General features: G+C 65.0%; 20 protein-coding genes. 15 read left to right on the forward strand and 5 right to left on the reverse strand.

From position 1 onward, the window contains the following. Window positions 1–15 precede the first annotated feature (15 nt). The 6 genes from HLAC_RS03810 to HLAC_RS03835 all read left to right on the forward strand — a co-directional run bounded on the left by HLAC_RS03810 (window position 16) and on the right by HLAC_RS03835 (window position 7,058). Window positions 16–291, forward strand: a complete 276-nt coding sequence (locus HLAC_RS03810) for a hypothetical protein (protein WP_049933216.1) — start codon at window positions 16–18, stop codon at window positions 289–291. Window positions 292–334: 43 nt separating this feature from the next. Next, entirely contained in the window at window positions 335–1,003 is a 669-nt protein-coding gene (locus HLAC_RS03815) for a hypothetical protein (RefSeq protein WP_012660001.1), read from the forward strand. Window positions 1,004–1,006: 3 nt separating this feature from the next. Then, complete coding sequence (locus tag HLAC_RS03820; protein ID WP_012660002.1) at window positions 1,007–2,194, forward strand: hypothetical protein; 1,188 nt, start codon at window positions 1,007–1,009, stop codon at window positions 2,192–2,194. Beyond that, the gene (locus HLAC_RS17690; RefSeq protein WP_012660003.1) at window positions 2,195–3,859 is read left to right on the forward strand and encodes a fibronectin type III domain-containing protein; all 1,665 of its coding nucleotides are present in this window, start codon (window positions 2,195–2,197) and stop codon (window positions 3,857–3,859) included. Continuing rightward, a complete protein-coding gene (locus HLAC_RS03830) occupies window positions 3,859–6,627 on the forward strand; it encodes a fibronectin type III domain-containing protein (RefSeq protein ID WP_012660004.1) in 2,769 nt (922 codons plus the stop codon). The genes HLAC_RS17690 and HLAC_RS03830 overlap by 1 nt, the downstream gene beginning before the upstream one ends. 89 nt (window positions 6,628–6,716) lie before the next feature. Continuing rightward, window positions 6,717–7,058 carry a hypothetical protein gene (locus tag HLAC_RS03835; protein ID WP_143420254.1) on the forward strand — a complete coding sequence of 114 codons (342 nt, stop codon included), beginning with the start codon at window positions 6,717–6,719 and terminating at the stop codon, window positions 7,056–7,058. A 423-nt stretch (window positions 7,059–7,481) separates the two neighbouring features. On the opposite strand, the gene HLAC_RS03840 is transcribed toward HLAC_RS03835, so the two are convergent. Then, entirely contained in the window at window positions 7,482–8,591 is a 1,110-nt protein-coding gene (locus tag HLAC_RS03840; protein WP_012660006.1) for a DUF7096 domain-containing protein, read from the reverse strand. Between the two features lie 104 nt (window positions 8,592–8,695). After that, window positions 8,696–10,171 (reverse strand): proline--tRNA ligase, encoded by a 1,476-nt coding sequence (proS, locus tag HLAC_RS03845; RefSeq protein ID WP_012660007.1) that lies wholly within the window; start codon window positions 10,169–10,171, stop codon window positions 8,696–8,698. Window positions 10,172–10,354: 183 nt separating this feature from the next. Here proS and HLAC_RS03850 point away from each other — a divergent pair, with 183 nt between their 5' ends. The 4 genes from HLAC_RS03850 to HLAC_RS03865 all read left to right on the forward strand — a co-directional run bounded on the left by HLAC_RS03850 (window position 10,355) and on the right by HLAC_RS03865 (window position 13,878). Continuing rightward, the gene (locus tag HLAC_RS03850) at window positions 10,355–10,957 is read left to right on the forward strand and encodes an NUDIX hydrolase (RefSeq protein ID WP_015909531.1); all 603 of its coding nucleotides are present in this window, start codon (window positions 10,355–10,357) and stop codon (window positions 10,955–10,957) included. Between the two features lie 122 nt (window positions 10,958–11,079). Next, window positions 11,080–12,267: a redox-regulated ATPase YchF gene (locus HLAC_RS03855; protein WP_015909532.1), complete on the forward strand. Its 1,188-nt coding sequence runs from the start codon at window positions 11,080–11,082 to the stop codon at window positions 12,265–12,267. 233 nt (window positions 12,268–12,500) lie between these two features. After that, window positions 12,501–13,331 carry an amidohydrolase family protein gene (locus HLAC_RS03860; RefSeq protein ID WP_015909533.1) on the forward strand — a complete coding sequence of 277 codons (831 nt, stop codon included), beginning with the start codon at window positions 12,501–12,503 and terminating at the stop codon, window positions 13,329–13,331. A gap of 40 nt (window positions 13,332–13,371) precedes the next feature. Next, window positions 13,372–13,878, forward strand: coding sequence for a DUF371 domain-containing protein (locus HLAC_RS03865; RefSeq protein WP_015909534.1), 507 nt, complete (start codon window positions 13,372–13,374; stop codon window positions 13,876–13,878). Window positions 13,879–14,131: 253 nt separating this feature from the next. On the opposite strand, the gene HLAC_RS03870 is transcribed toward HLAC_RS03865, so the two are convergent. Continuing rightward, the gene (locus HLAC_RS03870) at window positions 14,132–15,241 is read right to left on the reverse strand and encodes an OBG GTPase family GTP-binding protein (protein ID WP_049933222.1); all 1,110 of its coding nucleotides are present in this window, start codon (window positions 15,239–15,241) and stop codon (window positions 14,132–14,134) included. 198 nt (window positions 15,242–15,439) lie between these two features. Here HLAC_RS03870 and HLAC_RS03875 point away from each other — a divergent pair, with 198 nt between their 5' ends. Beyond that, window positions 15,440–15,640: a VNG_1110C family protein gene (locus HLAC_RS03875; RefSeq protein WP_015909536.1), complete on the forward strand. Its 201-nt coding sequence runs from the start codon at window positions 15,440–15,442 to the stop codon at window positions 15,638–15,640. A gap of 131 nt (window positions 15,641–15,771) precedes the next feature. On the opposite strand, the gene HLAC_RS03880 is transcribed toward HLAC_RS03875, so the two are convergent. After that, window positions 15,772–16,224 carry a hypothetical protein gene (locus tag HLAC_RS03880; protein ID WP_015909537.1) on the reverse strand — a complete coding sequence of 151 codons (453 nt, stop codon included), beginning with the start codon at window positions 16,222–16,224 and terminating at the stop codon, window positions 15,772–15,774. Between the two features lie 216 nt (window positions 16,225–16,440). Here HLAC_RS03880 and coxB point away from each other — a divergent pair, with 216 nt between their 5' ends. Together coxB and HLAC_RS03890 are read left to right on the forward strand one after the other, a co-directional pair. Then, a complete protein-coding gene (gene coxB, locus HLAC_RS03885) occupies window positions 16,441–17,217 on the forward strand; it encodes a cytochrome c oxidase subunit II (protein WP_015909538.1) in 777 nt (258 codons plus the stop codon). After that, the gene (locus tag HLAC_RS03890; RefSeq protein WP_015909539.1) at window positions 17,214–19,712 is read left to right on the forward strand and encodes a cbb3-type cytochrome c oxidase subunit I; all 2,499 of its coding nucleotides are present in this window, start codon (window positions 17,214–17,216) and stop codon (window positions 19,710–19,712) included. The genes coxB and HLAC_RS03890 overlap by 4 nt, the downstream gene beginning before the upstream one ends. A gap of 48 nt (window positions 19,713–19,760) precedes the next feature. Here HLAC_RS03890 and HLAC_RS03895 read toward each other — a convergent pair whose 3' ends face one another. Beyond that, on the reverse strand, window positions 19,761–20,264 hold the full coding sequence (locus HLAC_RS03895) for a DUF7575 domain-containing protein (protein ID WP_015909540.1): 504 nt from the start codon (window positions 20,262–20,264) through the stop codon (window positions 19,761–19,763). A gap of 79 nt (window positions 20,265–20,343) precedes the next feature. Between HLAC_RS03895 and HLAC_RS03900 the strand changes: the two genes are divergently transcribed. Next, window positions 20,344–20,532, forward strand: a complete 189-nt coding sequence (locus tag HLAC_RS03900; protein WP_049933227.1) for a hypothetical protein — start codon at window positions 20,344–20,346, stop codon at window positions 20,530–20,532. Window positions 20,533–20,584: 52 nt separating this feature from the next. Continuing rightward, window positions 20,585–21,577 (forward strand): NAD-dependent epimerase/dehydratase family protein, encoded by a 993-nt coding sequence (locus HLAC_RS03905; RefSeq protein WP_015909541.1) that lies wholly within the window; start codon window positions 20,585–20,587, stop codon window positions 21,575–21,577. Window positions 21,578–21,581 lie beyond the last annotated feature (4 nt).

The raw sequence follows: 21,581 nt of genomic DNA on the forward strand, positions 1-21,581 counted from the left end.
CACCCCGTTTCAAGTATGAACCAGAGCGCCACTCGGGCCGTCATCGGCGCCGGCGTCATCCTCGCCGCGCTGATCGTTCACCTGCGACTGGTGAGCTCGACGGCCACCCTGTCGGCGGTCGTGCTCGTCGCCGTGACGAGCGGCGTGACGGCGATGGTCGTCAGCGCGCATGCGTCTGAGCGTGATGCCCACCTCACCGAGATTCGTGGGACGCTCGCTCGGATCCGCGAAGACCAGCTCCGCGCGAAAAAGCAATCTGAAGCACTGGTCGTCGACGACCCGGACGACTGACTCCCGCCGCGCGACGGTCACCGCGCACCGTTTTCAGACACACATGCCACTACACGATAGAGCCGTCCTAGAGGTATCAGCGTTCGACCGGACGGGCGTCTTCGAGTTCCGAGAGCACGAGCCCAACCGCGAGCTCACTCACGACTACCTCGTCGGCGGACGGGGCCAAGTCCTCAGCGAGCTGTACTCGCAAGCCTCTGATCTCGACCCGATCGACATCCTCCCGGACGCCGATCTCGACCGCCGGGCGGGTTTCCACCTGGACGCCGGGGCAGGGCGCGACCAGTTCAACTACACTGCGAAGGCCGGCACCGGGGACGAGGATCTCCGCTGGGGAGACGGCTCCAGCGCTGCCGGCGAGGCGAACGTCTACGACGCCGAAGGCGACGTCCCACCGAACACGAAGCGAGACGTGCTGTTTCGGTGGCTCGCGGAGGCGCGGACCGACTCCGGCGGCCAACTGCTTCTCTACACGGGCGAGTGGTCGGACGGGACTTACGCGTCTGAGGCAGGCGTGTACAACGAACCAATACCGGTTGCGTTGCTGTCTGTTCGGACGGAGAGCTCGACCGACGATCCGTCCGTTGTCTCGTACACCTTCGAGATGGAGAAGACGACGATCGTCCCCGACGTCGACGAGCTCATCGACGACTTCACCGACGCCGCAGCAACGGCCGTCGACCAGCTCGGCGACGTCATCAACGACTACTAACTCATGACTGCAACCATCTACAAGATCCCGATCCCCGAGGCGACCGTCCCGACCGAGCAGGACGCGCTCGGCACGCAACTCTCCGAGCAGGGCGTGCTCGGCAGCGACGCGATCGTCGAGGCGCTCTCCTCGCAGGCGGCCGACCTCACACTGACCGGGCGATACGCCTATGGGTCGTACTACTCCGAGTTGCTCGCGAACGAGCTCGAAGAGTTGGCCGACTCATCGGTGTCGGCGGTGCCGCTGTACGGCGGCGCCGGTAACCGTGCAGGCTACTACCAGATCGAGAGCGCACAAGTCGAGCCCGTCCACGCCGGCGGGCGCGACATCTGGGAGTACACGCTCTCGCTCACAAGCGCCGGCACGCGGAAGTCGCAGTTCCAAGCGCTCGAAACGTCGCCCTCGCAGCCCTCGCCGGGACACCCGTTCGGCAACGAGACGGATGCCCTGGTGGGCGTTCCAGCAGCGGCGCGACTCGTCCGCGCGGTCGACTCGACGTCGTCGCCGACACAGCGAGTGCAGCCGACGCCGGTCGAGACGATCTCCACCGAGTTCGGCGACGTCGATCTGTACGACGCGACGGCGCTGTCGATCGACGACCCGGTGTTCATCTACGACGTCGAGAAGGACGCCCAGCCCGCCGTGGATGTCCGTGTCTACGACACGCGTGGCCGCGACTCGAAGTTCATCGAGAGCGACAGCGGGCGGGTGCGGGCGTGGCAGTCGGTGTTCGCTCGCGACCACGAATTCACCGGCAGCGTGGTGTTCGAGAACGGCCTCCTCCGCCTCACGATCGACGAGCCAACCAACGCCGACGCCACGGCGAGCCTCGACGTCGAGGCGTACGACGCCGGCGCCGACAGCTGGTCGGCGGTCGATCTCCCGGCGTACCCCGGCACGCTCGATACGGACTGGCAGCCGGTCGACGTCGATCTCGTGCACATCGGACAGGCGTCCGTGCGAGCGCAGGTGGAGTTCGAAGCGGTGGCCGGTGTCGAGGAGGGCGACGTCTACGCGCTCGACGTCGAGCTGGAGCGCGGGCGCTCAGAGGTGGGGGTGTGGATCCCGGAGAGTGTGAGGGAGGCGATCCCGGCGGACCTACAGACCATGATCGACCCAATTGCAGCGACGAGTACGGTGGACAGTGGCGTCGAACAGGGGCTTGTGGCGCGTGAGGAGGTGAGACTGTAGATGGTGTCTGAATACACTGTTACGTTCTACATACAACCGGCCAGTATCGGTGATGATAAAGATACTGCCGATGGGGAATTCTGGGTCCGCGACGCTAATGACGGAGAGTTGTTGGCGAACAATTCGGGGCCATGGTCTCTCAACCACTCCGAAGACATCACAATCGATATTGATTCACACCCTGTGATAGAATTTGAGATTGAAGCGCAAAGCTCGTCGCCCGGTTCTGTTGATTTTGATTGGGCCTTTTTTGCTGACGACACGGGTTCCTTTGCCCAAATCACTGCAGATGATTCAGAATTGCCAATAACAGAAGTTGGAGTATGGGATACAAGACCGCCGATTCTGAACATTGATTCTGTTAGCTCTACAGCTGGAGAAGTAGATCTGTCCTGGAGCCACCCCGCGGCCGAGACGTTTGATGTCTTATGGAACCCCGAAAGCCAGTATGTGGACGGGTCTCCCGACGAAAGTAACTCTTACACAACTATTATTTCATCAACATCTTCAACAACTGCAGTACATGATTCTCCGGAAAATGGTAATAATTACTATGCTGTCCAGGCGGTAGAAAATGGGAGATCACTGCTCTCTAATGAAGAGGTCGCACAAATAACAGGTACTCCGTCTGGGGTATCTCAAACAGTTACCGGTGATGACCAAATAGATGTTTCATGGAACTACGACGGTGACGCAAATTTTGTAGTCGAAGTAAGCGAACAGGGTGGCGCGTATGAAGCAGTTACCACGACAGCAAGCACATCAATCACGTATTCGGCCACTCCGTCTACAAACAGCCACCGCTTCCGCGTCAGAGCAGAATCAGCTGGTGACGAAGGTGGGTGGGCCTATACCGAGACGGTCGATACTGATCCGTCCAACCTCTCCGTCACAACCGTCGCGTCGCGTGAGATAGGCCTCGTGTGGGACGGTATCCGCGACGCCAACGACTACGAGATCCTCCGCGCCGAGTCGACCGGGTCCAATCCGCTCGACTACTCGCCCGTCGGGACCACAGGTGGTCTAACGACATTCACCGACACCAGCCTCGAAGACGGCGAGCGGTACTACTACCGCGTCCGCGCGGTCTACCCCGGTACAGACTCGCAGCCGACAAACGAAGTTGACGCGACGACGCCGCTCCCTACACCGGCGCTCGACGCTCTCGATACGGCTACCGCACGCGAGATCGTCGTCGAGTACACACTCACCGACAACTCGTCGGACGGTGACCTCACGATCGAACGCTCCGACGACGGTGGATCAACGTGGACCACCGTTACCACCGTCACTAACCTCTCCACGACCGAATACACCGATAGCGGGTTGCTCGATGGTATGGAGTACGCCTACCGACTCACCCGAGAAACGGACCACGCGAGCGTGCAGTCAGGGACACTGCCGGCGACGACGATACTCCCCGCGCCGACTGGCCTCGAAGCACTGGACACAGGTGACGAGTCGATTGATATCGTGTGGGATGCAACGCACAACACTGGGCAAACACGCGTTGACTACCGTGAGACTGGCGCGAACGAGTGGGAGACGTTCGGAATTGTCGCTCGTGACACAGTGACCGAGACGATCACTGGGCTGCTGAATGGCGAGGAGTACGAACTCCGCGTCGTGGCAGTCACTGACGACGCCGAGGAGGTCGATACATAATGCCCACTATCGCTGCCACTACGCTCCCGGACGAAGACGCACCGGTACTCGGCAACGGCGTTGAGGACGAGGTCGCCGTCGACCGCGAGAGCGCCACTACCAACAACGGCGATGTCCGCATCCAGATCCGCGAGACGGGCCAGTCGGCATGGGACTCTGGCGCCGAGGGCTTCGGCGAGTTCATCGGTGCGTTCGACACGCTGACGATGGAGTTCGTCGGCCGCGAAGACGGCGAGCGCTACGAGATCCGCGCTCGCACGGAGACGGAACACGTCACTGGCGCGTGGACCGACCCCGTCGCAATCACGACGAAGTTCCCAGGCGCCACGCAGCTCACTGCGACCGCGATCTCCGAGACCGAGGTTGAGCTGGCGTGGACAGACAACGCCGACAACGAGGACGGGCAGTATGTCGTTCGCGAACGCCGCGTTGATGACGGCTGGTGGCCCGAGCGCATCGTCGAGGACGTCGGCGCCAACACGGAGTCGTTCGTCGACGACACGGCGCCGCCGGACACGACACTCCGCTACCGCATCCGACCGTTCACTGAGCACACGAGCGCGGACTCGAACACAGACCAAGCAACGACCGACGATCTCGGGCTACCCCGCATCCGCGTGCCCGTTTCAGGCCCGTTCGTCCAGATCGACCACCCGGACGGTGACACCCTCTCTCCGACCGTCACCGACTACGACTGGTCACCGAACGTCAACGAACGGCCGTCGGTCGAGATCACGGTGCCCGAGTCCGACCGCTGGGACGAGCTGACGGGCCAACCGATGCGCGTGTGGATCGACGGGACGCAACTCCCGATCGACACGCTGGCGGGCACGCGCACGACCACGGGCGACCGCGGCTCACAGACCGTCCTCGAAGGCTCGGGCGGTACACAACTCGACGACTATATCGACGACATCCAGTTCGACGAGCGGGAGAACCACCTCGCTGCCGAGGACCTCATCACCGAGAACACTGACTACGCCGCGAACGTCGACGACCCGGCCACGGACACGCGCTCGGACGTGCTCATGCTCTCGGCGTCAGGTGCGTCGCTCGAAGACGACTTACTCGACCCGCTGGAAGCCACCGACCCGCTCCAGATCGAGCAGGTCGACGGCATCTCACGACTCCAAACAGGCTGGTTCTTCGAGGCCGAAAGCGCTGACGAGAGCAACGTCGCGACGTACTTCGCCGACAACGAGGGCAACGGCGGCGCGTGGTCGGGCAACCGCGCCGTCCGACTCGACAGCCCTGGCGACTACATCGAATTCGACTTTCGTAATGACCACACCATCCCGCAGGGCGAAGCGGAGTTCGAGATGCTCCGAGCAGCGATCGGCGGCAACAACCCGGCGTTCGACGTCTCGTTCAACGGCGACGTCGTCGAGTCGATCCCGGCGGACGCCCTCGCGAACGCGACCGACGAGTTCGACCTCTCGTGGGGCGTCGGATTCACACTCAACCCCGACGCCGATCTCGAACCAGGGTTCCACTCGGTGCGGGTGGAGGTGACGCAGTCGGGTTCGGACTACATGACTGTCGATGCGGCCCACGCACGGGATAATCGTGACAGCTTCACGTTCGACGATGAGCCCGTCGACGGCGTTATCCAGGGGCCCGAAGAGTACCCCGGCACCGTCGACATCGTGCTCGACGACATCACGAGCGTCGAGCAGGTAATCGCCGGCGAGCTCTCGGTCGCGATGTCCAACACCGAGGGCGGACAGGCGGTCGCCATCTCGAACGACCAGGGCGAGACGTGGATCGAAGCGACGAATAGCGAGACCGTGTCGGGCGCATTCGCGAGTGCGACCCAGCAGATCCGTGCGCGTGTGTCGCTGTCAGGCTACAGTGCGGACCCGACGACATCGCCGGCGCAGGGCGACGCCGGCCAGTCCGTCGACGAGATCGAATTGCGGGCCGACCTCGAAGACACACCCGTCCTCCTGGACAAGCAGTACCGCGACCGGCTCTCGAACGTCCTCTCAAAGATCGCGGACGACGGCCGGATGGTGTGGGAGCTCCGCCGCGATCCCGACGCCGACCCGCTCGACGAGACTGGGATGATCGTCGAGTGGACACAGATCGGCCAGCGGACACGCGAGTCGGCGGCGCCGGCAACGAACCTCGAGACGCGAACGACGATCGAGGACGCCTACGAGCGCGTGGTCGTCTTCGGGCGGAGCAAGGGGGTTGAAGGTGAGACGTTCTCACAGTCTGCCGGGAGTTCGCTCACGTCGATCGGCGACGAGTGGGTGGTGCCTGACTCCGAGCGCATCTACGACCCGGACACTGAGGAGGTGTTCGAGCGCGGCACGGACTACCGGATGGAGTGGGATGTCGGCGGTCTCGACATCCTCGACGGGGGCGACATGTCGACAGGGACGACGTACGCCGCCGACTACGAGTTCAAGTACCGCGGCGAGGCGACGACACCCACCGTCGATCCCGCGGAAGCACGGACGGTCGAGCGCACGATCGCGGGAGCGACCTCTGACCGCGAGTGCAACCAGCTGGCGCTGAGCATTCTCAAGGACGTCCAAGACGCGCAAGTTGAGGCGACGATCACGCTCGTCGAGCCCGCGCCGGACGTGCCGCTCGTCGAGGCGATCTCGCATCCGCGGCTTCCGGAGGGTGCCCAAGAGATCCGCGGCGTGGAGCGGTCGTCGACGAGCGAGCGCGAGTATCGACTGGCGAATCGACCCTCTGCCGATGAGACGATCGACGCCATCCGTGAGGACATACAGTCGCTCTCGGACGTAGTGTAGGCGTCGCGAAGAAGCAGAGGCCGATGACCGCCCGCACGGAGGTGGGGCGCGAGGACCTGACACATGCAACAACGACATACGGAGAGCCTATGCCACAGACACTACAGCGACGACAAGGAGAGCTCGAAGCACCGAACGAAGACATCAGCGAGACGCGTGTGCTCGCCGCGGCCGAGATTCCTGGCGACCGGCTGGTGTCGATCAACATCGAGGCGACGGCCGACGCGAGTTACGCAATCGATGTCTCTGCTGTTCCGGAGCCCGGCGCCGACGACTGGTTCGAAGAGGAGGTCGTCTACGACCAGGCAGACGAGCCCGACCCGCAGGACATCCGCGACGTGTTCGAGCTCGGTGATCGCACGCTACGGGTGCGAGTCACGGACTCGGCAGCGACCGGTGAGACGGCTGACGTCACAATTCAGGTGGCCTAAATGGGAGTCCTCAGACGACTGAGGGAATGGCGGGAGAACAAGGACGGGACGCTGGAGGGGCCAGCGCTCAAGACAGAAGAACTCTCGCTCGGAGGGGATGGTCCCGCAACGTCATTTGCAGATATTGGCGGCGGAAGCGGCGGCTTGTGGACAGAAGACGCTAACTCTCCCGGTGCGGTATCTGGTCAGGAGACGTATACGGTTACGCTTGACGGAGCGTATGACCTCGTCCTTTTGGACGTGCGTGTCTTAGCAGACGGCAGCAACGGTGAGGTGGGTCTAACCCTTAATGGCGATTCCGGAGCCAACTACGATTACACTACCTATCACGGTCGACGTGCGGACACCGCCCACCCGGTCGCCGCCATCGCGCACACCAGAGAGCCGGCGATCGGCTCCGAAAACGCCCGTCCGCCGTCTGTCCTATCCATCGATCCCGGTGACGACCCGTCGGAGGATATCAGTGCTATCCGCCCACGAGCCCGTCAAGCGACCCATGAGCGTCTCGATCTCCGCGACGGTGTTGACGGTGGCGGACCCGCTCTCGGTCGGTCGATCACCGGCACCGTCGCGCGGTCCAGGTCCGGAACCGGAGGGTGTCCCGTTCGATCCGGCCCTGCCGTTCCCGCCGTCGGCTCCGTTGTCGCCGGGGCTTGTGTTCGTCTCGGGGCCGTCACCCATGGCGCCGTTCGGGCCCGTCTCGCTTCCGGGCGTCGCGTTCCCCGGCGGCGCATCGCCGTTCCCCGCAGATCCAGATCCAGATCCAGCACCCACTGACGGGCCGCCATCGCCGGGCTTGCCTGGGGCGGGCGGGCTGCTGGCTCCCGCCCCAGTCGTGTTTCCGGTCGCATTTTCGGTTCCGGCTCCGGCTCCGGGTACGCCAGCGGGCGGTCCGCGGCGCTCCGACGCAAGTGGCTGGCCGACGCCGTCCCCGGCGACGCCGCGGGCGATGGCCGAGACCTCCGGACCGCTCACTCCGTTTGCCCGCTCGCGAACCGCATCCATCCGCTCGCTGTCGAGGCCCTGCGCCGCCCTGACCGGTTCGGGGAGGTCACGGGCGACAGCTGCGCTGCGGTTCGCCTCGCGCTTGACGGCCTCGGCTCGGGCTCCCGTTTCCGCCATGCGGGCGGCGAATTCGCCCTGAGTGAGCTCCCCGGCGTCGCGGCGCTCGCGAAGCTCGCGCTGTCGGCGCTCGATCTCGCTGAGCCGCTCTTCGATCCGATCGAGGCGCTCGGCGACGAGGGCCGCTCGCTCCTCGTCGGTCCCGGTCCGATTGAGGCCGACCTCGAAGGCCCGCGAGTCGACCTCCCCGGCGACCTCGGCGCGCTGGACGCCGATCACGCCCGAGAGACGCTCGCCGGGACTGATGTCGGCCGTCCCGTTCGACGCTCCCATCCCGTTGCCCTCGCTCGTCTCGTTCGCCGCCACCGGACCGTCCTGCGCGACGGCCGTCCCGACGGGGCCGGCCGCGGCGATCCCGGCGACGCCGACTAGCACGACCGCGACGGCGATGAGCGCGATCCTTCGGTTCATTACCTGACGGTACGAGACGTATCCGTATATAAACTGATCTCCGTTAAGCCGGATCAACGCGGATTAAACGCCCGACTGCGGTAGGGAGAGAAATTTCGGCGAGTTCAGTACGACTTCGCGAAGTACGCCGTCCGCTCGGCGTCGTCGTCGCAGATCGCGCAGGTCTCGCCGTGGTCCGCCTCGGCGAGAGGGTCGTCGTCTTCGAACGGGACCATCACGATTTCGGCGGCCATCGGTTCTTTGATCGGCTCCTCGCACGCCTCGTCGCCGCACCACGGAGCCGTCACGTAGCCGCCGTGCTGGCCGAGCGTGCCGAGGATGTCGGCACGGTCGTCGGCCTCGCGAACCGCGCCGTCGAGGGTCTCCTCGGCGGTCGCGTACAGCTTCGCGTACACCTCGTCGAAGTGGTCTTGGACGGTCGCAACGACGCCCTCTCGGTCCTCGACGACGCTCTCGCCGTCGGGCCGGTGGACGAGGGTGAGCTCGCCGTCCTCGACCTCGTGGGGGCCGATCTCGATCCGGAGGGGAACGCCGTTGAGCTCGTGTTCGTTGAACTTGAATCCGGGGTTGCGCCCGTCGCGGTCGTCGAGCTCGACGCGGATCCCCGCGTCGTCGAGGTCGTCGGCGACGCCCTCGGCGTACTCGAGCACTTCGTCTTTCGTGTCCTCCTGCCAGATGGGGACGACGACGACCTGCTCGGGGGCGACGCCGGGCGGGAGCACGAGCCCCTGCTCGTCGGAGTGAGTCATGATGAGCGCGCCGAGTGCGCGCCACGAGAGCCCCCACGAGGTGGTGTGCGCGATCCGCTCTTCCTCGTCCTCGTCGGAGAACGTGATGTCGAACGCCTCCGCGAACGACTGTCCGAGGTGGTGGGAGGTGCCTGCCTGCACCGACTTCCCGTCCGGCATCAGCGCCTCGACGGTCGTGGTCGTCTCTGCGCCCGGGAACTTGTCGTGGTCGGGCTTTTGGCCCTTCAACACGGGCATCGCCAGCAGGTCCTCGTAGACGGACGCGTACTGGTCGAGCCGCGTCATCGTTTCCTCCCAGGCGCCCTCGTGGGTAGCGTGGGCGGTGTGGCCCTCCTGCCAGAGGAACTCCTTCGTGCGGAAGAACGGCTTCGTCTCAGTCGCCTCCCAGCGCACGACCGAACACCACTGGTTCACGCGCAGCGGGAGGTCGCGGTGGCTCCGCACCCACTGGCTGATGTACGGAGTGATGATCGACTCGGAGGTGGGCCGGACCGCGAGTCGCTCTTCGAGTTCTTTGTTGCCCGCCTCGGTCACCCACGCGACCTCGGGGTCGAATCCCTCGACGATGTCCTTCTCCCGTTCGAGGTACGACTCGGGGATGAAGAGGGGGAAGTACGCGTTCTGGACTCCGGTGTCTTTGAACTTCGCGTCGAGAAAGCCCTGCAGTCGCTCCCACACCGCGTACGCGCGCGGTCGGGTGACGATGAACCCACTCATACCCTCGGGGCCGTAGTCGGCGAGCCCCGCCTTCTGTACGACCTCGGCGTACCACTCGCCGGTGTTGTGTGACTTGGACTCGGTGATTCCGAGCTCCTGGTCGTCGTCGCTCATTGTCCAGTGAAGGGCGGGTCGCGGGCTTAAAACGTCCGAAGCCGTGCGAACTCTTCCGGACCGATCAGAGGGCACACATCGACGGTACCGGGTAGCACCGGGCGGCACCGATCGAGAACCGCCTTGTTTCAGATCGCCGGAAATCGGAGAAACGTTAACCCCGTCAGAGAACCTACAGCCGGTATGGACCTGACGGGGCTACGTCGATACACACCCGAGGGGGTGACCCGGGCACGCCGCGAGGCAGCCGTGCTGGCGCCCGTTATCGAACGCGACGGCGAGGCCCACCTGCTGTTCACCAAGCGCGCGGCCCACCTCGGCGAACACCCCGGACAGATGAGCTTCCCCGGCGGCGGCCGCGAGCCGATCGATCGGACTCTGACCGACACCGCACTCCGCGAGGCCGACGAGGAAGTCGGTATGCGGCCCGGCGAGGTCGACGTGGTTGGGCGACTCGACGACACACGGACTTCCTCCGCCTACCGGGTCCGGCCGTTCGTTGGCGTCGCGCCCGACCGCGAGTACGTCCCCGACGAGTCGGAGGTCGCGGAAGTGGCCGTGCTCCCAACCCGCGGGCTGACCGACCCCGCGAACTACGAGTCGGAGCGTCGCGTCGACCATCCGGAGTACGGCGACCACCGAGTCCACTTCTTCCACGTCGGCGGCTACACCGTCTGGGGCGTGACGGGTCGGATGGTGGTACAACTGCTGGAGCGGACGACCGACTGGCGCGCGCCCGAGGAGGTCGATCGGGTAGTCGGCGCGGATGCGGAGCTACCGATTTAAACGGTTGCCGGCGCGGTGACTGCTTCCAAAACCCCAGCCGTGCCGATTCGCACGTTCCGGAAGATGATCGATTCGCCGAGTCCGACCGAAAGGCGCTTTTCGCGCGGCCGCGACGCACCACCATGATCACGGTCGCGCTGGCGGGCAAGCCGAACGCTGGCAAGTCCACCTTTTATACCGCCGCCACGATGGCCGACGTCGACGTGGCCAACTACCCGTTCACGACGATCGACGCCAACCGCGGCGTGACACACGTCCGCACTGAGTGCCCCTGTCTCGACCGCGACGAGCGCTGTGGCAACGAGAACTGCCGCGACGGAAAGCGGTACGTCCCCGTCGAACTCCTCGACGTGGCCGGGTTGGTTCCGGGTGCCCACGAGGGGAAGGGGCTGGGCAACCAGTTCCTCGACGAGCTGACGAACGCAGACGTCGTCCTCAACGTCGTCGACGCCTCGGGCGCGACGAACGCGGAGGGCGAGCCGGTCGAGGTGGGCGCGCACGACCCCCTCGACGACGTGGACTTCATCGAGGAGGAGATGGACCTGTGGCTCGCGGGGATCGTCGACCGCAACTGGGAGGGCGTCGAGCGACAGTCGCGCTCGCCCGACTTCGATCTGGAGGCGGCGGTCACCGACCTGCTGACCGGGTTCGGCGCGACCGAACACGACGTGACGGCAGTCCTCCGCGAGCTGGAGTACCCCGACGATCCGAAGGCGTGGACCGACGCGGACCGCGAGGCGCTCGCGCGGGCGATCCGGCGTCGGACCAAGCCGATCGTCGTCGTCGCCAACAAGGTCGACGCCGCGCCTGAGGGGGCGGTCGACCGCCTCCGCGAGGGGACGGACAAGCCGGTGGTCCCGGTCACGGCGGACGGAGAGCTCGCCCTGCGCCGCGCCGCGGAAGCCGGCGTCGTCGACTACGACCCGGGCGACGAGGGGTTCGACGTGGTCGGCGACATCTCCGACGGCCAACGCGAGGGGTTGGAGGCGATCCGCGGCGCGATGGCCGAGTACGGCGGAACGGGGGTCCAAACCGCGCTGAACGCGGCGGTGTACGACCTGCTCGACCGGATCACCGTGTTCCCCGTTCAGGACGCCTCGAAGTGGACGGACGGGACGGGGAACGTCCTCCCGGACGCGTTCCTCCTCCCGGCGGGAGCGACCCCGCCGGACCTGGCGTACGCGGTCCACACCGACATCGGTGAGGGGTACCTCCACGCGGTCGACGCGCGCTCTTCACGTCGGATCGGTGAGAGTCACGAGCTGAGCGAGGGCGACGTGGTGAAGATCGTCTCGACCGCGGGACCGTAAGGGCGGTGGACGGAGATCGTGAAGGCGGTGGACGGAGATCGTGAAGGCGGTGGACGGAGATCGTGAAGGCGGTGGACGGAGATCGTGAAGGCGGTGGACGGAGATCGTGAAGGCGGTGGACGGAGACCGTAAGAGCGGTGGACGGAGACCGTAAGAGCGGTGGACGGAGGCGGCTTCGGCGAGTGATCGTGAGACCGACAGGCACATGCGGATCGCCGGAGACTGACCGGTAGATGCTCGGGCTGGAACACGACTTCCGGATCGTCGACACCCGCGCGACGCTCGACCCCGACGAGTCGTCCGTCGCGACCCACGGACGGGACATATCCCCCGAGCGGTTGGAACGCGAGATGCTGCAGGCTGGCGTCGTCCGCGCAGTCGTGAGCCCGGGCCGGCGCGCGGCCGGCCGGAGCTACCTCCGCGCGAACAACGCGGTCGCACGGCTCTCTATCGACCGCCCGTTCGTCGCGTTCGCCCGGCTCAACGGCCCTCGCGATCCGAGGAACGGCCCTCTTTCTGCGGTCAGGAACCTCCGCGCCGAGCGCGAGGACCACCACGCCCGTCCCGACGATGTCGAGCAGTACTCCTACGACGATCGATTCCACGGATTCACGCTCGTCCCGCACGCCGACGGCCTCCCGAACGAGGACGTGCTCACTCGGCTTGAGGCGGCCGACCTCCCCCTCATCGTCCACGCCGGCAGGCAGTTCCCGCCCGAGGCGGTCGAGCGCGAGCTGCTCGACTACGACATGCCCATCGTGCTTGCCAGCTTCGGCGGCTACCCCCTCGACACCGACCTAATGAACGAGACGCTCGACCTGTTAGCGGAGTACGACCGGCTGTACGTCGACACGAGCGCCGTGCGCTACCGGGAGGTGCTCGAACGCGGCGTCTTGGAGCACCCCGATCGCGTCCTCTTCGGCTCCGGTGCGCCGGACGTCCACCCGAACGTCGGCGTGATGGAGGTGCTCACCCTCGACGTCTCCGAGGATCTGATGCGCCGCGTGTTCACGAAGAACCCCGCTCGACTGATCCCCGCGCTCGCCGAGGGCGCGGACGTCTGAAGCGACGGGCACTTGTCGTGGCGCCGTCGACCCGACGAGCATGAGCGACGCCGAGAGCGATGTCGGTGATGTCGTCGACGACCCCCTCGTCGAAGTCGTCCGCGCCGTCGGCCACGAGAATATTACTGCCGAGCACGCGAGCACCGTCGAGCTCACGACCGACGACTGGCTGACGCCCGCCGGCGACTGCATCGTCGGCGTCGAGGCCGACCGCACGCCACGCGATTTCTCCACCTCGTTCCGCGAGGCGTGTCAAGAGGCAGACGCAACGATCACGGCGACGTTCGCGGTCGGCGAGCCAGGCGACGAGGCAGTCGACGTCGACGACCCCGCCTACGTCGCCGAGATCGCCGGTCGCGGCGACCCCGACCTCACTCTCCTCGACGACCGATCGATGGTCGGCCGGACCAGCGACTACACCGACGACGAGCGAACCATCTTCGTCGATGGCGACGGCGCCGCCGCAGACCTCGACCGCGACCTCGTCGCCGCGCTAGCCGCGGACGCACCCGTGACGCTGCGGCTGGAAGTGGACCCCGCCGAGTGAGGTGAGCGTCTCCGTCAGTTACAAGCGAAAGAGAACGGAGGGCACGGTGGCGACCCTAATACAAACACGCTCGCAGTCGGCGCGTACCTTCGAGCGGCCGCTGTCGGCGGCCGCGGGTCAGCACGTGCGAGAGCGCCGACAACTGGGGTTTTGGGGATGTTCACCGACCAGCAACGATTTATAAGGGAGTTCCGAGAAGCGCAACGACCGCCAGCCCGCCTCCTCCACGCACCTCATCGCTTACAGCACCCGATTATTTCCGCGCAACGATCCGGAGCACGTCCTCGTCTGCCAGCTCGTGGCCCTTGCCGACCTGCTGGTCATCGTGTTTGGCGCTCGTCCCGGAGACGCGGGCGAACTTGAACCGCTCGTCGAACTCACCGCCGATCTTCGTACAGGCGTCGCCGACGGTGTCTCCCTCGAAGAGGACTAGCGGCTCCTCGTAGTCGACCCCCCGACCGGGCTTGTCCATGTAGATGCGGATGAGCCCCAGCTCCTCCCAGAGTCGTTCTCTGAGCCCGTCGAGTCCGAGCTCCTTCTCGGCGGAGATGAAGAGCACGTCGTCGGGATCGAGGTCGCGCTCGCGGAGCTCCTCCTTGACGGTCGGAAGGTAGCTCTTGTCGATGAGGTCCGCCTTGTTGACGGTGACCATCGAGGGGAGGTACTCGCGGTTGTCCATCACGGCGTCGACCAGCTCGTCGATGGTGAGGTCGTGCGGAATCGTCACCTTGGCGTTGACGTAGCCGTACTCGCGGAGCACCTGCTTGACGGTGTCCTCGGCGAGACTCACGTCGTCGCTCATCGTCACCCCGAGTCCGTCTTTGTGCGTCTTCCGGATATTGATGTTCGGCGGATCGGTGTCAAGCCGAATATTCGTGTTGTACAGCTCCTCGCGGAGGCGGTCGTACTGCTCGATCTCGAAGACGGAGAGCATGAACACGACGAGATCCGCGGTCCGGACGACGGAGAGCACCTCCTTGCCGCCACCGCGGCCGCCCGCGGCGCCCTCGATCAGCCCCGGAACGTCGAGGATCTGGATGTTCGCGCCGCGGTACTGTAGCATGCCGGGGTTGACGTCGAGGGTCGTGAACTCATACGAGCCCACCTCGCTGTCGGCGTTGGTGAGGGCGTTGATGAGGGTGGACTTCCCCACGCTCGGGAACCCGACGAGCGCGACCGTGGCGTCTCCGTGTTTCTCCACGGCGTACCCGTGGCCGCCGCCGGCGGAGGACTGGTTCTCCAGCTTCTCCTTTTTCTCCGCGAGCTTCGCCTTCAGCCGCCCGATGTGTGCCTCGGTGGACTTGTTGTAGGGCGTCCCGGCGATCTCCTCGCGGAGGTCCTCGATCTCTTCCTCCAGTCCCATTGGCATACAGTCGGCCGCTCGTCTCGTTAAAGGTGTTCCTTCGCCTCGCGGTCGCGTCACCTGACCTCAATGATCCGATCTCCGGTAGGCCTGTCCACGGCTCGGAACGCACCAGACCTCCGTTGCTGGAGGGTTCGTGTCGACTCGGCAATCTTTCGACACGATTATACCGGCTTACCGCGACGGGTGACACGACGTATGCCCGATCCGTCGAGTCTCCGTGACAGCACACAGATCGTCCTCCCGCGGCGCGCGCTTGACGGACTGCGAGACGGGGTCTGTGAGCGGTTCACCGTGACGGTGGTTGAGGGCGACGACCACTACCGGATCATCGGGAGTCCCGTCGAGATCAAGGCCACGAGCGATTTCCTCGCCCGGAACGGCGTCGCAGTCGCCTGATCGGTCTGTGACGGGGCCGACAAAGAGAACCCCTTCTCACGAGAACGCAGTCCCTTTGGACGAGGCAGCCGATACGCTCCCGGATCTAGCGATCCCCGAGTGGGACGAAGAATCATCGGTCAGTCTGCGAGCTACCCGATGACGCCGATAAGCAGCTGGGCCACGATGAGTATGAGGAACACCAGCCCGGCTGCGAACGAGCCGGCCGCGACGCCGTGGGCGTTACCTAGGCCACGACCGCGAACACTGAAGTAGGCGCCGAGGAAGACGAAGCCGGTCAACAGGAGACCGACGACGGCGTACACAACGGTGAGGAGACTCCCGGAGAGCCCCTCCGGTAGTCCGAAGTTCCCGACCGCGAGGAGCGAGACCGCGCCGACGCCGACCGCGATGGCGACGAATGCGACGGCCCAGACTACCGGCTTTCGGGCGACATCGCTAAGAGTCTCGGTTATCGCGTCGTACCTGCTGGCCGAGCCGGCGCCGGGAGCGGTGCGTTTCGCGCCGATCTGCGCGACGGCGACGAAGGTGGCTACGACGAGCAGCCCCATCAGTGCCGTGCTCAAGAGCGTGAGTGAAACCATGGTGAGTTCGTTGTTAGCCGGTCCGTTCCCGCGTACAAATAGCCTTCGTATGTTACGCCGATCGGCGCCGCGTCACCTCGCTGCGATTCGCCGTATCGGCGGCACCGATCTTCGAAAACGGCGCTATTCTGACCGGCCAGGGGTAGGTATCTCGCTCGGCTACACAAGAGTTAACTGCGCCTTCGCTAAGGAGGGTACAAGAGCAGAGAGACGAACATGATAGATTCACTTATCCTGCAACAGGGGAGCGGCTGGCGCGCGCAGGCGGAGGTATTCGACGAGATATTCTTCGTCTTCCTCGCGTTGGGCACCCTCGTGGGCACCATTGTCGTCGCGTACACGCTGTGGAACGTGTACAAGTATCGCGACGACGGCAGCGAGCCGAAAGAAGACTTCGACGCGCCGGAGGTCGGCGAGCTCCCGACGGGACAGGGCGGTCCGAAAGCAAAGAAGCTCTTCCTGTCGTTCGGGTTGAGCGCAATCGTCGTTATCAGCCTCGTTGTGTACGCGTACGGGATCCTCCTCTACGTCGAAGAGGGGCCGGACGCGAGCGACGAGGACGACATCGAGATCACCGTCACGGGGTACCAGTTCGGCTGGGAGTACGAGTACCCGAACGGCCACACCACGAGAAACGAGATGATCGTGCCGGCCGATCACCGGGTCAACCTCGATGTGACTTCAAGCGACGTGTGGCACAGCTTCGGATCGTCGGAGTTACGCATAAAATCCGACGCTATCCCCGGAGATACCAGCGAGGTCTGGTTCTCCGTGAGTTCCGAGGAAGTCGAGGCGCAGGGCGGCGAAGCGACGTTCAGGGTCGAATGCTTCGAGCTCTGCGGCGCTGGCCACTCTGCAATGAAGGGCCAGATCACGGTCCTACCGGAGGACGAGTGGGAGGAGTGGTACGAGAACACGGAGGGTGACGACTCCGCCAGCGGCAACGAATCCGCCAGCATCGGTGGTCCCACCGTCGGAGGTGTTCCCGCATGAGTGAGCTTCCGCCGACGACTTCCGTCAAGCGCTGGTTCGTCACGACGAACCACAAGGATATCGGCATTCTGTACACGATCACCGCGCTGTTCTTCCTGCTGTTCGGCGGTGTCCTCGCGCTGCTGATCCGCATGCAGCTGTGGGACCCGACGAGCCAGATTCTCTCCGGACTCGCGTACAACGAGGCCGTCACCGCCCACGGGCTGATAATGGTGTTCTGGTTCCTCTCGCCGTTCGGGTTCGGGTTCGCAAACTACTTCGTCCCGCTCCAGATCGGCGCCGACGACCTCGCGTTCCCGCGGTTGAACGCGCTCTCGTACTGGATGTACCTGTTCTCCGGCGTGCTGCTGGGGATCAGCTTCTTCCAGGGCGGTACGCTGAGCGCCGGGTGGACGATGTACGCCCCGCTCAACATCCCGATGTACACGCCGAGTATCGGGTCGACGGGGGCGGTGCTCGCGCTCGCGATGTTCACCATCGGCATCACGGCGTCGACGGTGAACTTCCTCACGTCGATCCATCACTCGCGCGCTGAGGGGATGGGGATCATGGACATGCCGATGTTCACGTGGTCCATCCTCGCGACGGTGTGGATGATGCTGTTCGCGTTCGCGGCGCTGCTGGCGGTCGGGCTTATTCTCGCGTCTGACCGAGTGCTCGGAAGTGTCTACTTCTCCGCGACCGAAGGCGGCTCCCTGCTGTGGGGCCACCTCTTCTGGTTCTTCGGCCATCCAGAGGTGTACATCGTCTTCTTCCCGGCGCTTGGCGTGATGTTAGAGTTGTTCCAGACGTTCTCCGGACGCCGGCTTGTCGGCCGGAAATGGGTGATCATCGCCATCTGTCTGATCTCGGTCCAGTCGTTCCTCGTGTGGATGCACCACATGTTCCTGACGACGATCAACCTGGAGATCAAGACACTCATGATGGCGACCACCATCGGAATCTCGCTGCCCTTCGACCTGCTGGTGTTCTCGCTGATCTACACCCTCATCAAGGGTCGCATCCAGTTCACGACGCCGTTCCTCTTCGCGTTCGGCGCGCTGCTGCTGTTCATCCTCGGCGGCATCACTGGGGTGTTCCTCGGCGCAATCGTGCTCGACTACGAGTTCCGCGGCACCTACTGGGTGGTCGCGCACTTCCACTACGTGATGTTCGGGGGCGCGACGGCGCTGTTCGGCGGGGCCTACTACTGGTTCCCGAAGGTGACCGGGAAGATGTACGACGAACTGCTCGGGAAGCTCCACTTCGTCGTCTTCTTCGTCAGCTTCAACATGGTGTACTTCTCGATGTTCCTCGGCTGGGAGACTCCCCGCCGGGTCTTCGAGTACAACCCCGAGTTCCAGATCTACCACCAGTTCGGGACGATCGGGGCGTTCGTGCTCGGGCTGTCCTTCTTCATCATGTTCTACAACTTCGCTAAGTCCTACGTCTCTGGCGAGCCCGCCGGGGACAACCCGTGGGACTACTCGCGGACCGCGGAGTGGGCCGTCTCCTCGCCCCCGCCGCTCGAGAACTGGCCGAACCGTCCCTCGTACGCCTCCGGCAAGCTGGAGTTCGTGAAGGACTACGTGCCCGACGGCGGCCCGGCCGTGAAGGCCGACGCCGACGGCAACGCCGCGACTGACGGCGGGGACAGTCACTCCGAACACATCACCAAGTACCCGTACTGGGACAAGCACCCGAGCCACGCGAGCATCTGGCCGTTCTGCCTCTCGCTGATGACCGGGTTCCTCCTGTTCGGGCTGTCCGGATTCGCCGACTCGGTCACGTTCATTGTCGGTGAGACGCTCGCGTCGACGAGCGTCGAGATCTCGAACGCGGTGTACCCGGTGTTCATCATCGTCGGCCTCGTCGGGATGATCGCCAGCGGCGTGAAGTGGGGGTTAGAGGACTTCTACGCACCGCCCAGCGAGTTCGCCGAGCGGTGGCCGTTCAACGGCGTCGAGAAGGTGAAGCTTGGGGTGTGGTTCTTCCTGGCGTCGGACGTGATCGTCTTCGGTGCGTTCCTCTCGGCAGCCATCTTCGTCCGGTACAACGCCGGCTGGATGTCGTGGTCGCCGCTGACGGAGTCGCTGCCGGGGCTCATCAACACGTTCGTGCTGATCACCTCCTCGTTCACGGTGATACTCGCGCTCGTCGCCGCCCACCGGAACAGCCGGCAGGGGCTGTTGGCCTCACTCGGCGCGACGATCGCGCTCGGGTTCACGTTCCTCGGGATCAAGATGTGGGAGTGGCACCACGAGATCTACGACGTGGGCGTGCTCATCGCGCGGAACCCGCACGGTGACCCGGTGCAGGCGTCGATCTACTACGTCACCACGGGACTTCACGGGGTCCACGTCGTCATCGGTCTCGTGATCGCCTGCTTCCTGTTCGTCCGGACGTACCAGGGGCACTACATGGACGACGAGCGGCCGATCGAGTACTTCGGCCTCTACTGGCACTTCGTCGACATCGTCTGGGTGTTCATCTTCCCGCTGTTCTACCTCTTCTGAGGTAGCGACAGGCGGGCGGTGCAGCCGACTTTTCTCGACGGTTCTCCGTTACTCATCGAGCGATTCAGTACACCGCTGACAGAAGTCGAGTTCTGCGTCCGTCTCTCGTCCGCAGTGCGGGCACGAGACGGTGTTGGCGACCGAATCAGTGGTCCGATCGGATGCTGGGGCGTTGCGGTCGATCTCGACGGCGTCGCTCCGCGTCGCCTCGTCGCAGTCGGACGGCTGCGACGCGTCCCCTACGGTTTCAGTCGACGGCGCGCGTTGCTCGTGCGCCCGGTTGTTTCGGAGGGCGAGGACGTACGCGTCGACGACGCTGGCGCCGACCGCGACGAGCGCCGGGGCTATCTCAGCGATCGGTGGGCGATCGCCGGCGATCACCTTCTCGACCGTCGCGTCGGGGACGACGAACACGAGCGTCGCGGTGATAACGGCGTACCACCCGAAGGCTCGCGCCCACCGCCGGAGATAGGCGTGGCCGAGTCCGGATACCAGAAGCGCGAGCGCAGCCGCGAGCCACGGCCGTCGCCGACGAGTCTTGGGATCGTTCACGCCGTGTGCAACGAGCGCGAGCGCCGAGTAACTACCCCTCCCTCGGAGCGTTTATGTGGCCGAAACGCCGAGCGGGAGTATGTTCAGCGTGCCGGCCGGTGAGTTCCTGATCGGAATCGGTTTCGCGATCGCCGGGGTCGGGAGCTGGGTCGTCGGGCTTGGCGTCGCGTACCTTCTGTACCGGCGGTGGCGCGGCGACGGTCCGCGCGGTGACGGTGGAGACGGTCCCGACGGTACGGAAGACGACGAGGCGCGGCCGGAGCACTGACCGATCGTTTCGGTTCGGCCACGCTTTTGAGCCCGCTTCCCGGATACTCTATATGACCGATACGGCGCTCGTCATCGGCGGCACCCGGTTTATCGGCCGACACACCGTGTCAGACCTACTTGCGAACAGCTACGAGGTCGGGATGCTGAACCGGGGCACCCACGAGAACCCCTTTTCAGACGACGATCGGGTGACTCACGTCGAAGGCGACAGGAAAAACGAGCGAGACCTCCGGACTGCGAAGCTATCGATCGAACCCGATATCGTGATCGACTGCGTCGCCTATCAGCCGACCGACGTGGAGACGGCTACGGACGTGTTCGCCGACGTCGACGGGTACGTGTACATCTCTTCGGGGGACAGCTACGCCACCGAGGAGATTCCCAAACGCGAAGGGGAGACGCCGCTTCGACCGTGCACGCCCGAACAGGCGACCGACGACGAACCGGAGACCTACGGGAACCGGAAGGCCGAGGGCGACCGCGCCGTCTTCGCGGCCGCCGAGGAGGGGGTCCGGGCGATGGCGGTGCGCCCCTGTATCGTCTACGGTCCGTACGACTACACGGAGCGGCTCGACTACTGGATCGACCGCGTGCTCTCTCAGGACCACGTCGTCGTTCCGGGCGACGGGCAGAACCTCTGGCACCGCGCCTACGTCGAGGATGTTGCGAGTGGGCTCCGGATCGTCGCCGAGCGCGGCGAAGCGGGGGCGGCGTACAACGTGGGCGACCGCCAGGCGCTCACGCTTGCGGAGACACTTGAGACGATCGCCGACGCGGCCGGCACTGACTGCGAGGTCGTCACGGCGAGCGCCGACGCGCTCGCGGCCGGCGGCCTCGAACCGGACGACTTCGTGTTGTACCGGGAGTACCCGCATCTGCTCGACACGTGCGCGCTCGCCGACCTCGGGTGGGAGTCGACACCCGTCGACGAGGCGATGGCGCGGACCGTCGCCGAACATCGAGATGCCGACCGCGACGGGAGTGAGTGGGACCCGGGGCGAGAGGCCGAAGAACGCGTACTTGGAGTCAAAGAGACCCTATAGACCG

Source organism: Halorubrum lacusprofundi ATCC 49239 (assembly GCF_000022205.1).
GTDB lineage: Archaea > Halobacteriota > Halobacteria > Halobacteriales > Haloferacaceae > Halorubrum > Halorubrum lacusprofundi.

Coding starts and splice junctions, on each gene's coding strand:
- HLAC_RS03810 (WP_049933216.1), top strand. CDS start 16: ATGAACCAGAGCGCCACTCGGGCCGTCATCGGCGCCGGCGTCATCCTC.
- HLAC_RS03815 (WP_012660001.1), top strand. CDS start 335: ATGCCACTACACGATAGAGCCGTCCTAGAGGTATCAGCGTTCGACCGG.
- HLAC_RS03820 (WP_012660002.1), top strand. CDS start 1,007: ATGACTGCAACCATCTACAAGATCCCGATCCCCGAGGCGACCGTCCCG.
- HLAC_RS17690 (WP_012660003.1), top strand. CDS start 2,195: ATGGTGTCTGAATACACTGTTACGTTCTACATACAACCGGCCAGTATC.
- HLAC_RS03830 (WP_012660004.1), top strand. CDS start 3,859: ATGCCCACTATCGCTGCCACTACGCTCCCGGACGAAGACGCACCGGTA.
- HLAC_RS03835 (WP_143420254.1), top strand. CDS start 6,717: ATGCCACAGACACTACAGCGACGACAAGGAGAGCTCGAAGCACCGAAC.
- HLAC_RS03840 (WP_012660006.1), bottom strand. CDS start 8,591: ATGAACCGAAGGATCGCGCTCATCGCCGTCGCGGTCGTGCTAGTCGGC.
- proS (WP_012660007.1), bottom strand. CDS start 10,171: ATGAGCGACGACGACCAGGAGCTCGGAATCACCGAGTCCAAGTCACAC.
- HLAC_RS03850 (WP_015909531.1), top strand. CDS start 10,355: ATGGACCTGACGGGGCTACGTCGATACACACCCGAGGGGGTGACCCGG.
- HLAC_RS03855 (WP_015909532.1), top strand. CDS start 11,080: ATGATCACGGTCGCGCTGGCGGGCAAGCCGAACGCTGGCAAGTCCACC.
- HLAC_RS03860 (WP_015909533.1), top strand. CDS start 12,501: ATGCTCGGGCTGGAACACGACTTCCGGATCGTCGACACCCGCGCGACG.
- HLAC_RS03865 (WP_015909534.1), top strand. CDS start 13,372: ATGAGCGACGCCGAGAGCGATGTCGGTGATGTCGTCGACGACCCCCTC.
- HLAC_RS03870 (WP_049933222.1), bottom strand. CDS start 15,241: ATGGGACTGGAGGAAGAGATCGAGGACCTCCGCGAGGAGATCGCCGGG.
- HLAC_RS03875 (WP_015909536.1), top strand. CDS start 15,440: ATGCCCGATCCGTCGAGTCTCCGTGACAGCACACAGATCGTCCTCCCG.
- HLAC_RS03880 (WP_015909537.1), bottom strand. CDS start 16,224: ATGGTTTCACTCACGCTCTTGAGCACGGCACTGATGGGGCTGCTCGTC.
- coxB (WP_015909538.1), top strand. CDS start 16,441: ATGATAGATTCACTTATCCTGCAACAGGGGAGCGGCTGGCGCGCGCAG.
- HLAC_RS03890 (WP_015909539.1), top strand. CDS start 17,214: ATGAGTGAGCTTCCGCCGACGACTTCCGTCAAGCGCTGGTTCGTCACG.
- HLAC_RS03900 (WP_049933227.1), top strand. CDS start 20,344: ATGTTCAGCGTGCCGGCCGGTGAGTTCCTGATCGGAATCGGTTTCGCG.
- HLAC_RS03905 (WP_015909541.1), top strand. CDS start 20,585: ATGACCGATACGGCGCTCGTCATCGGCGGCACCCGGTTTATCGGCCGA.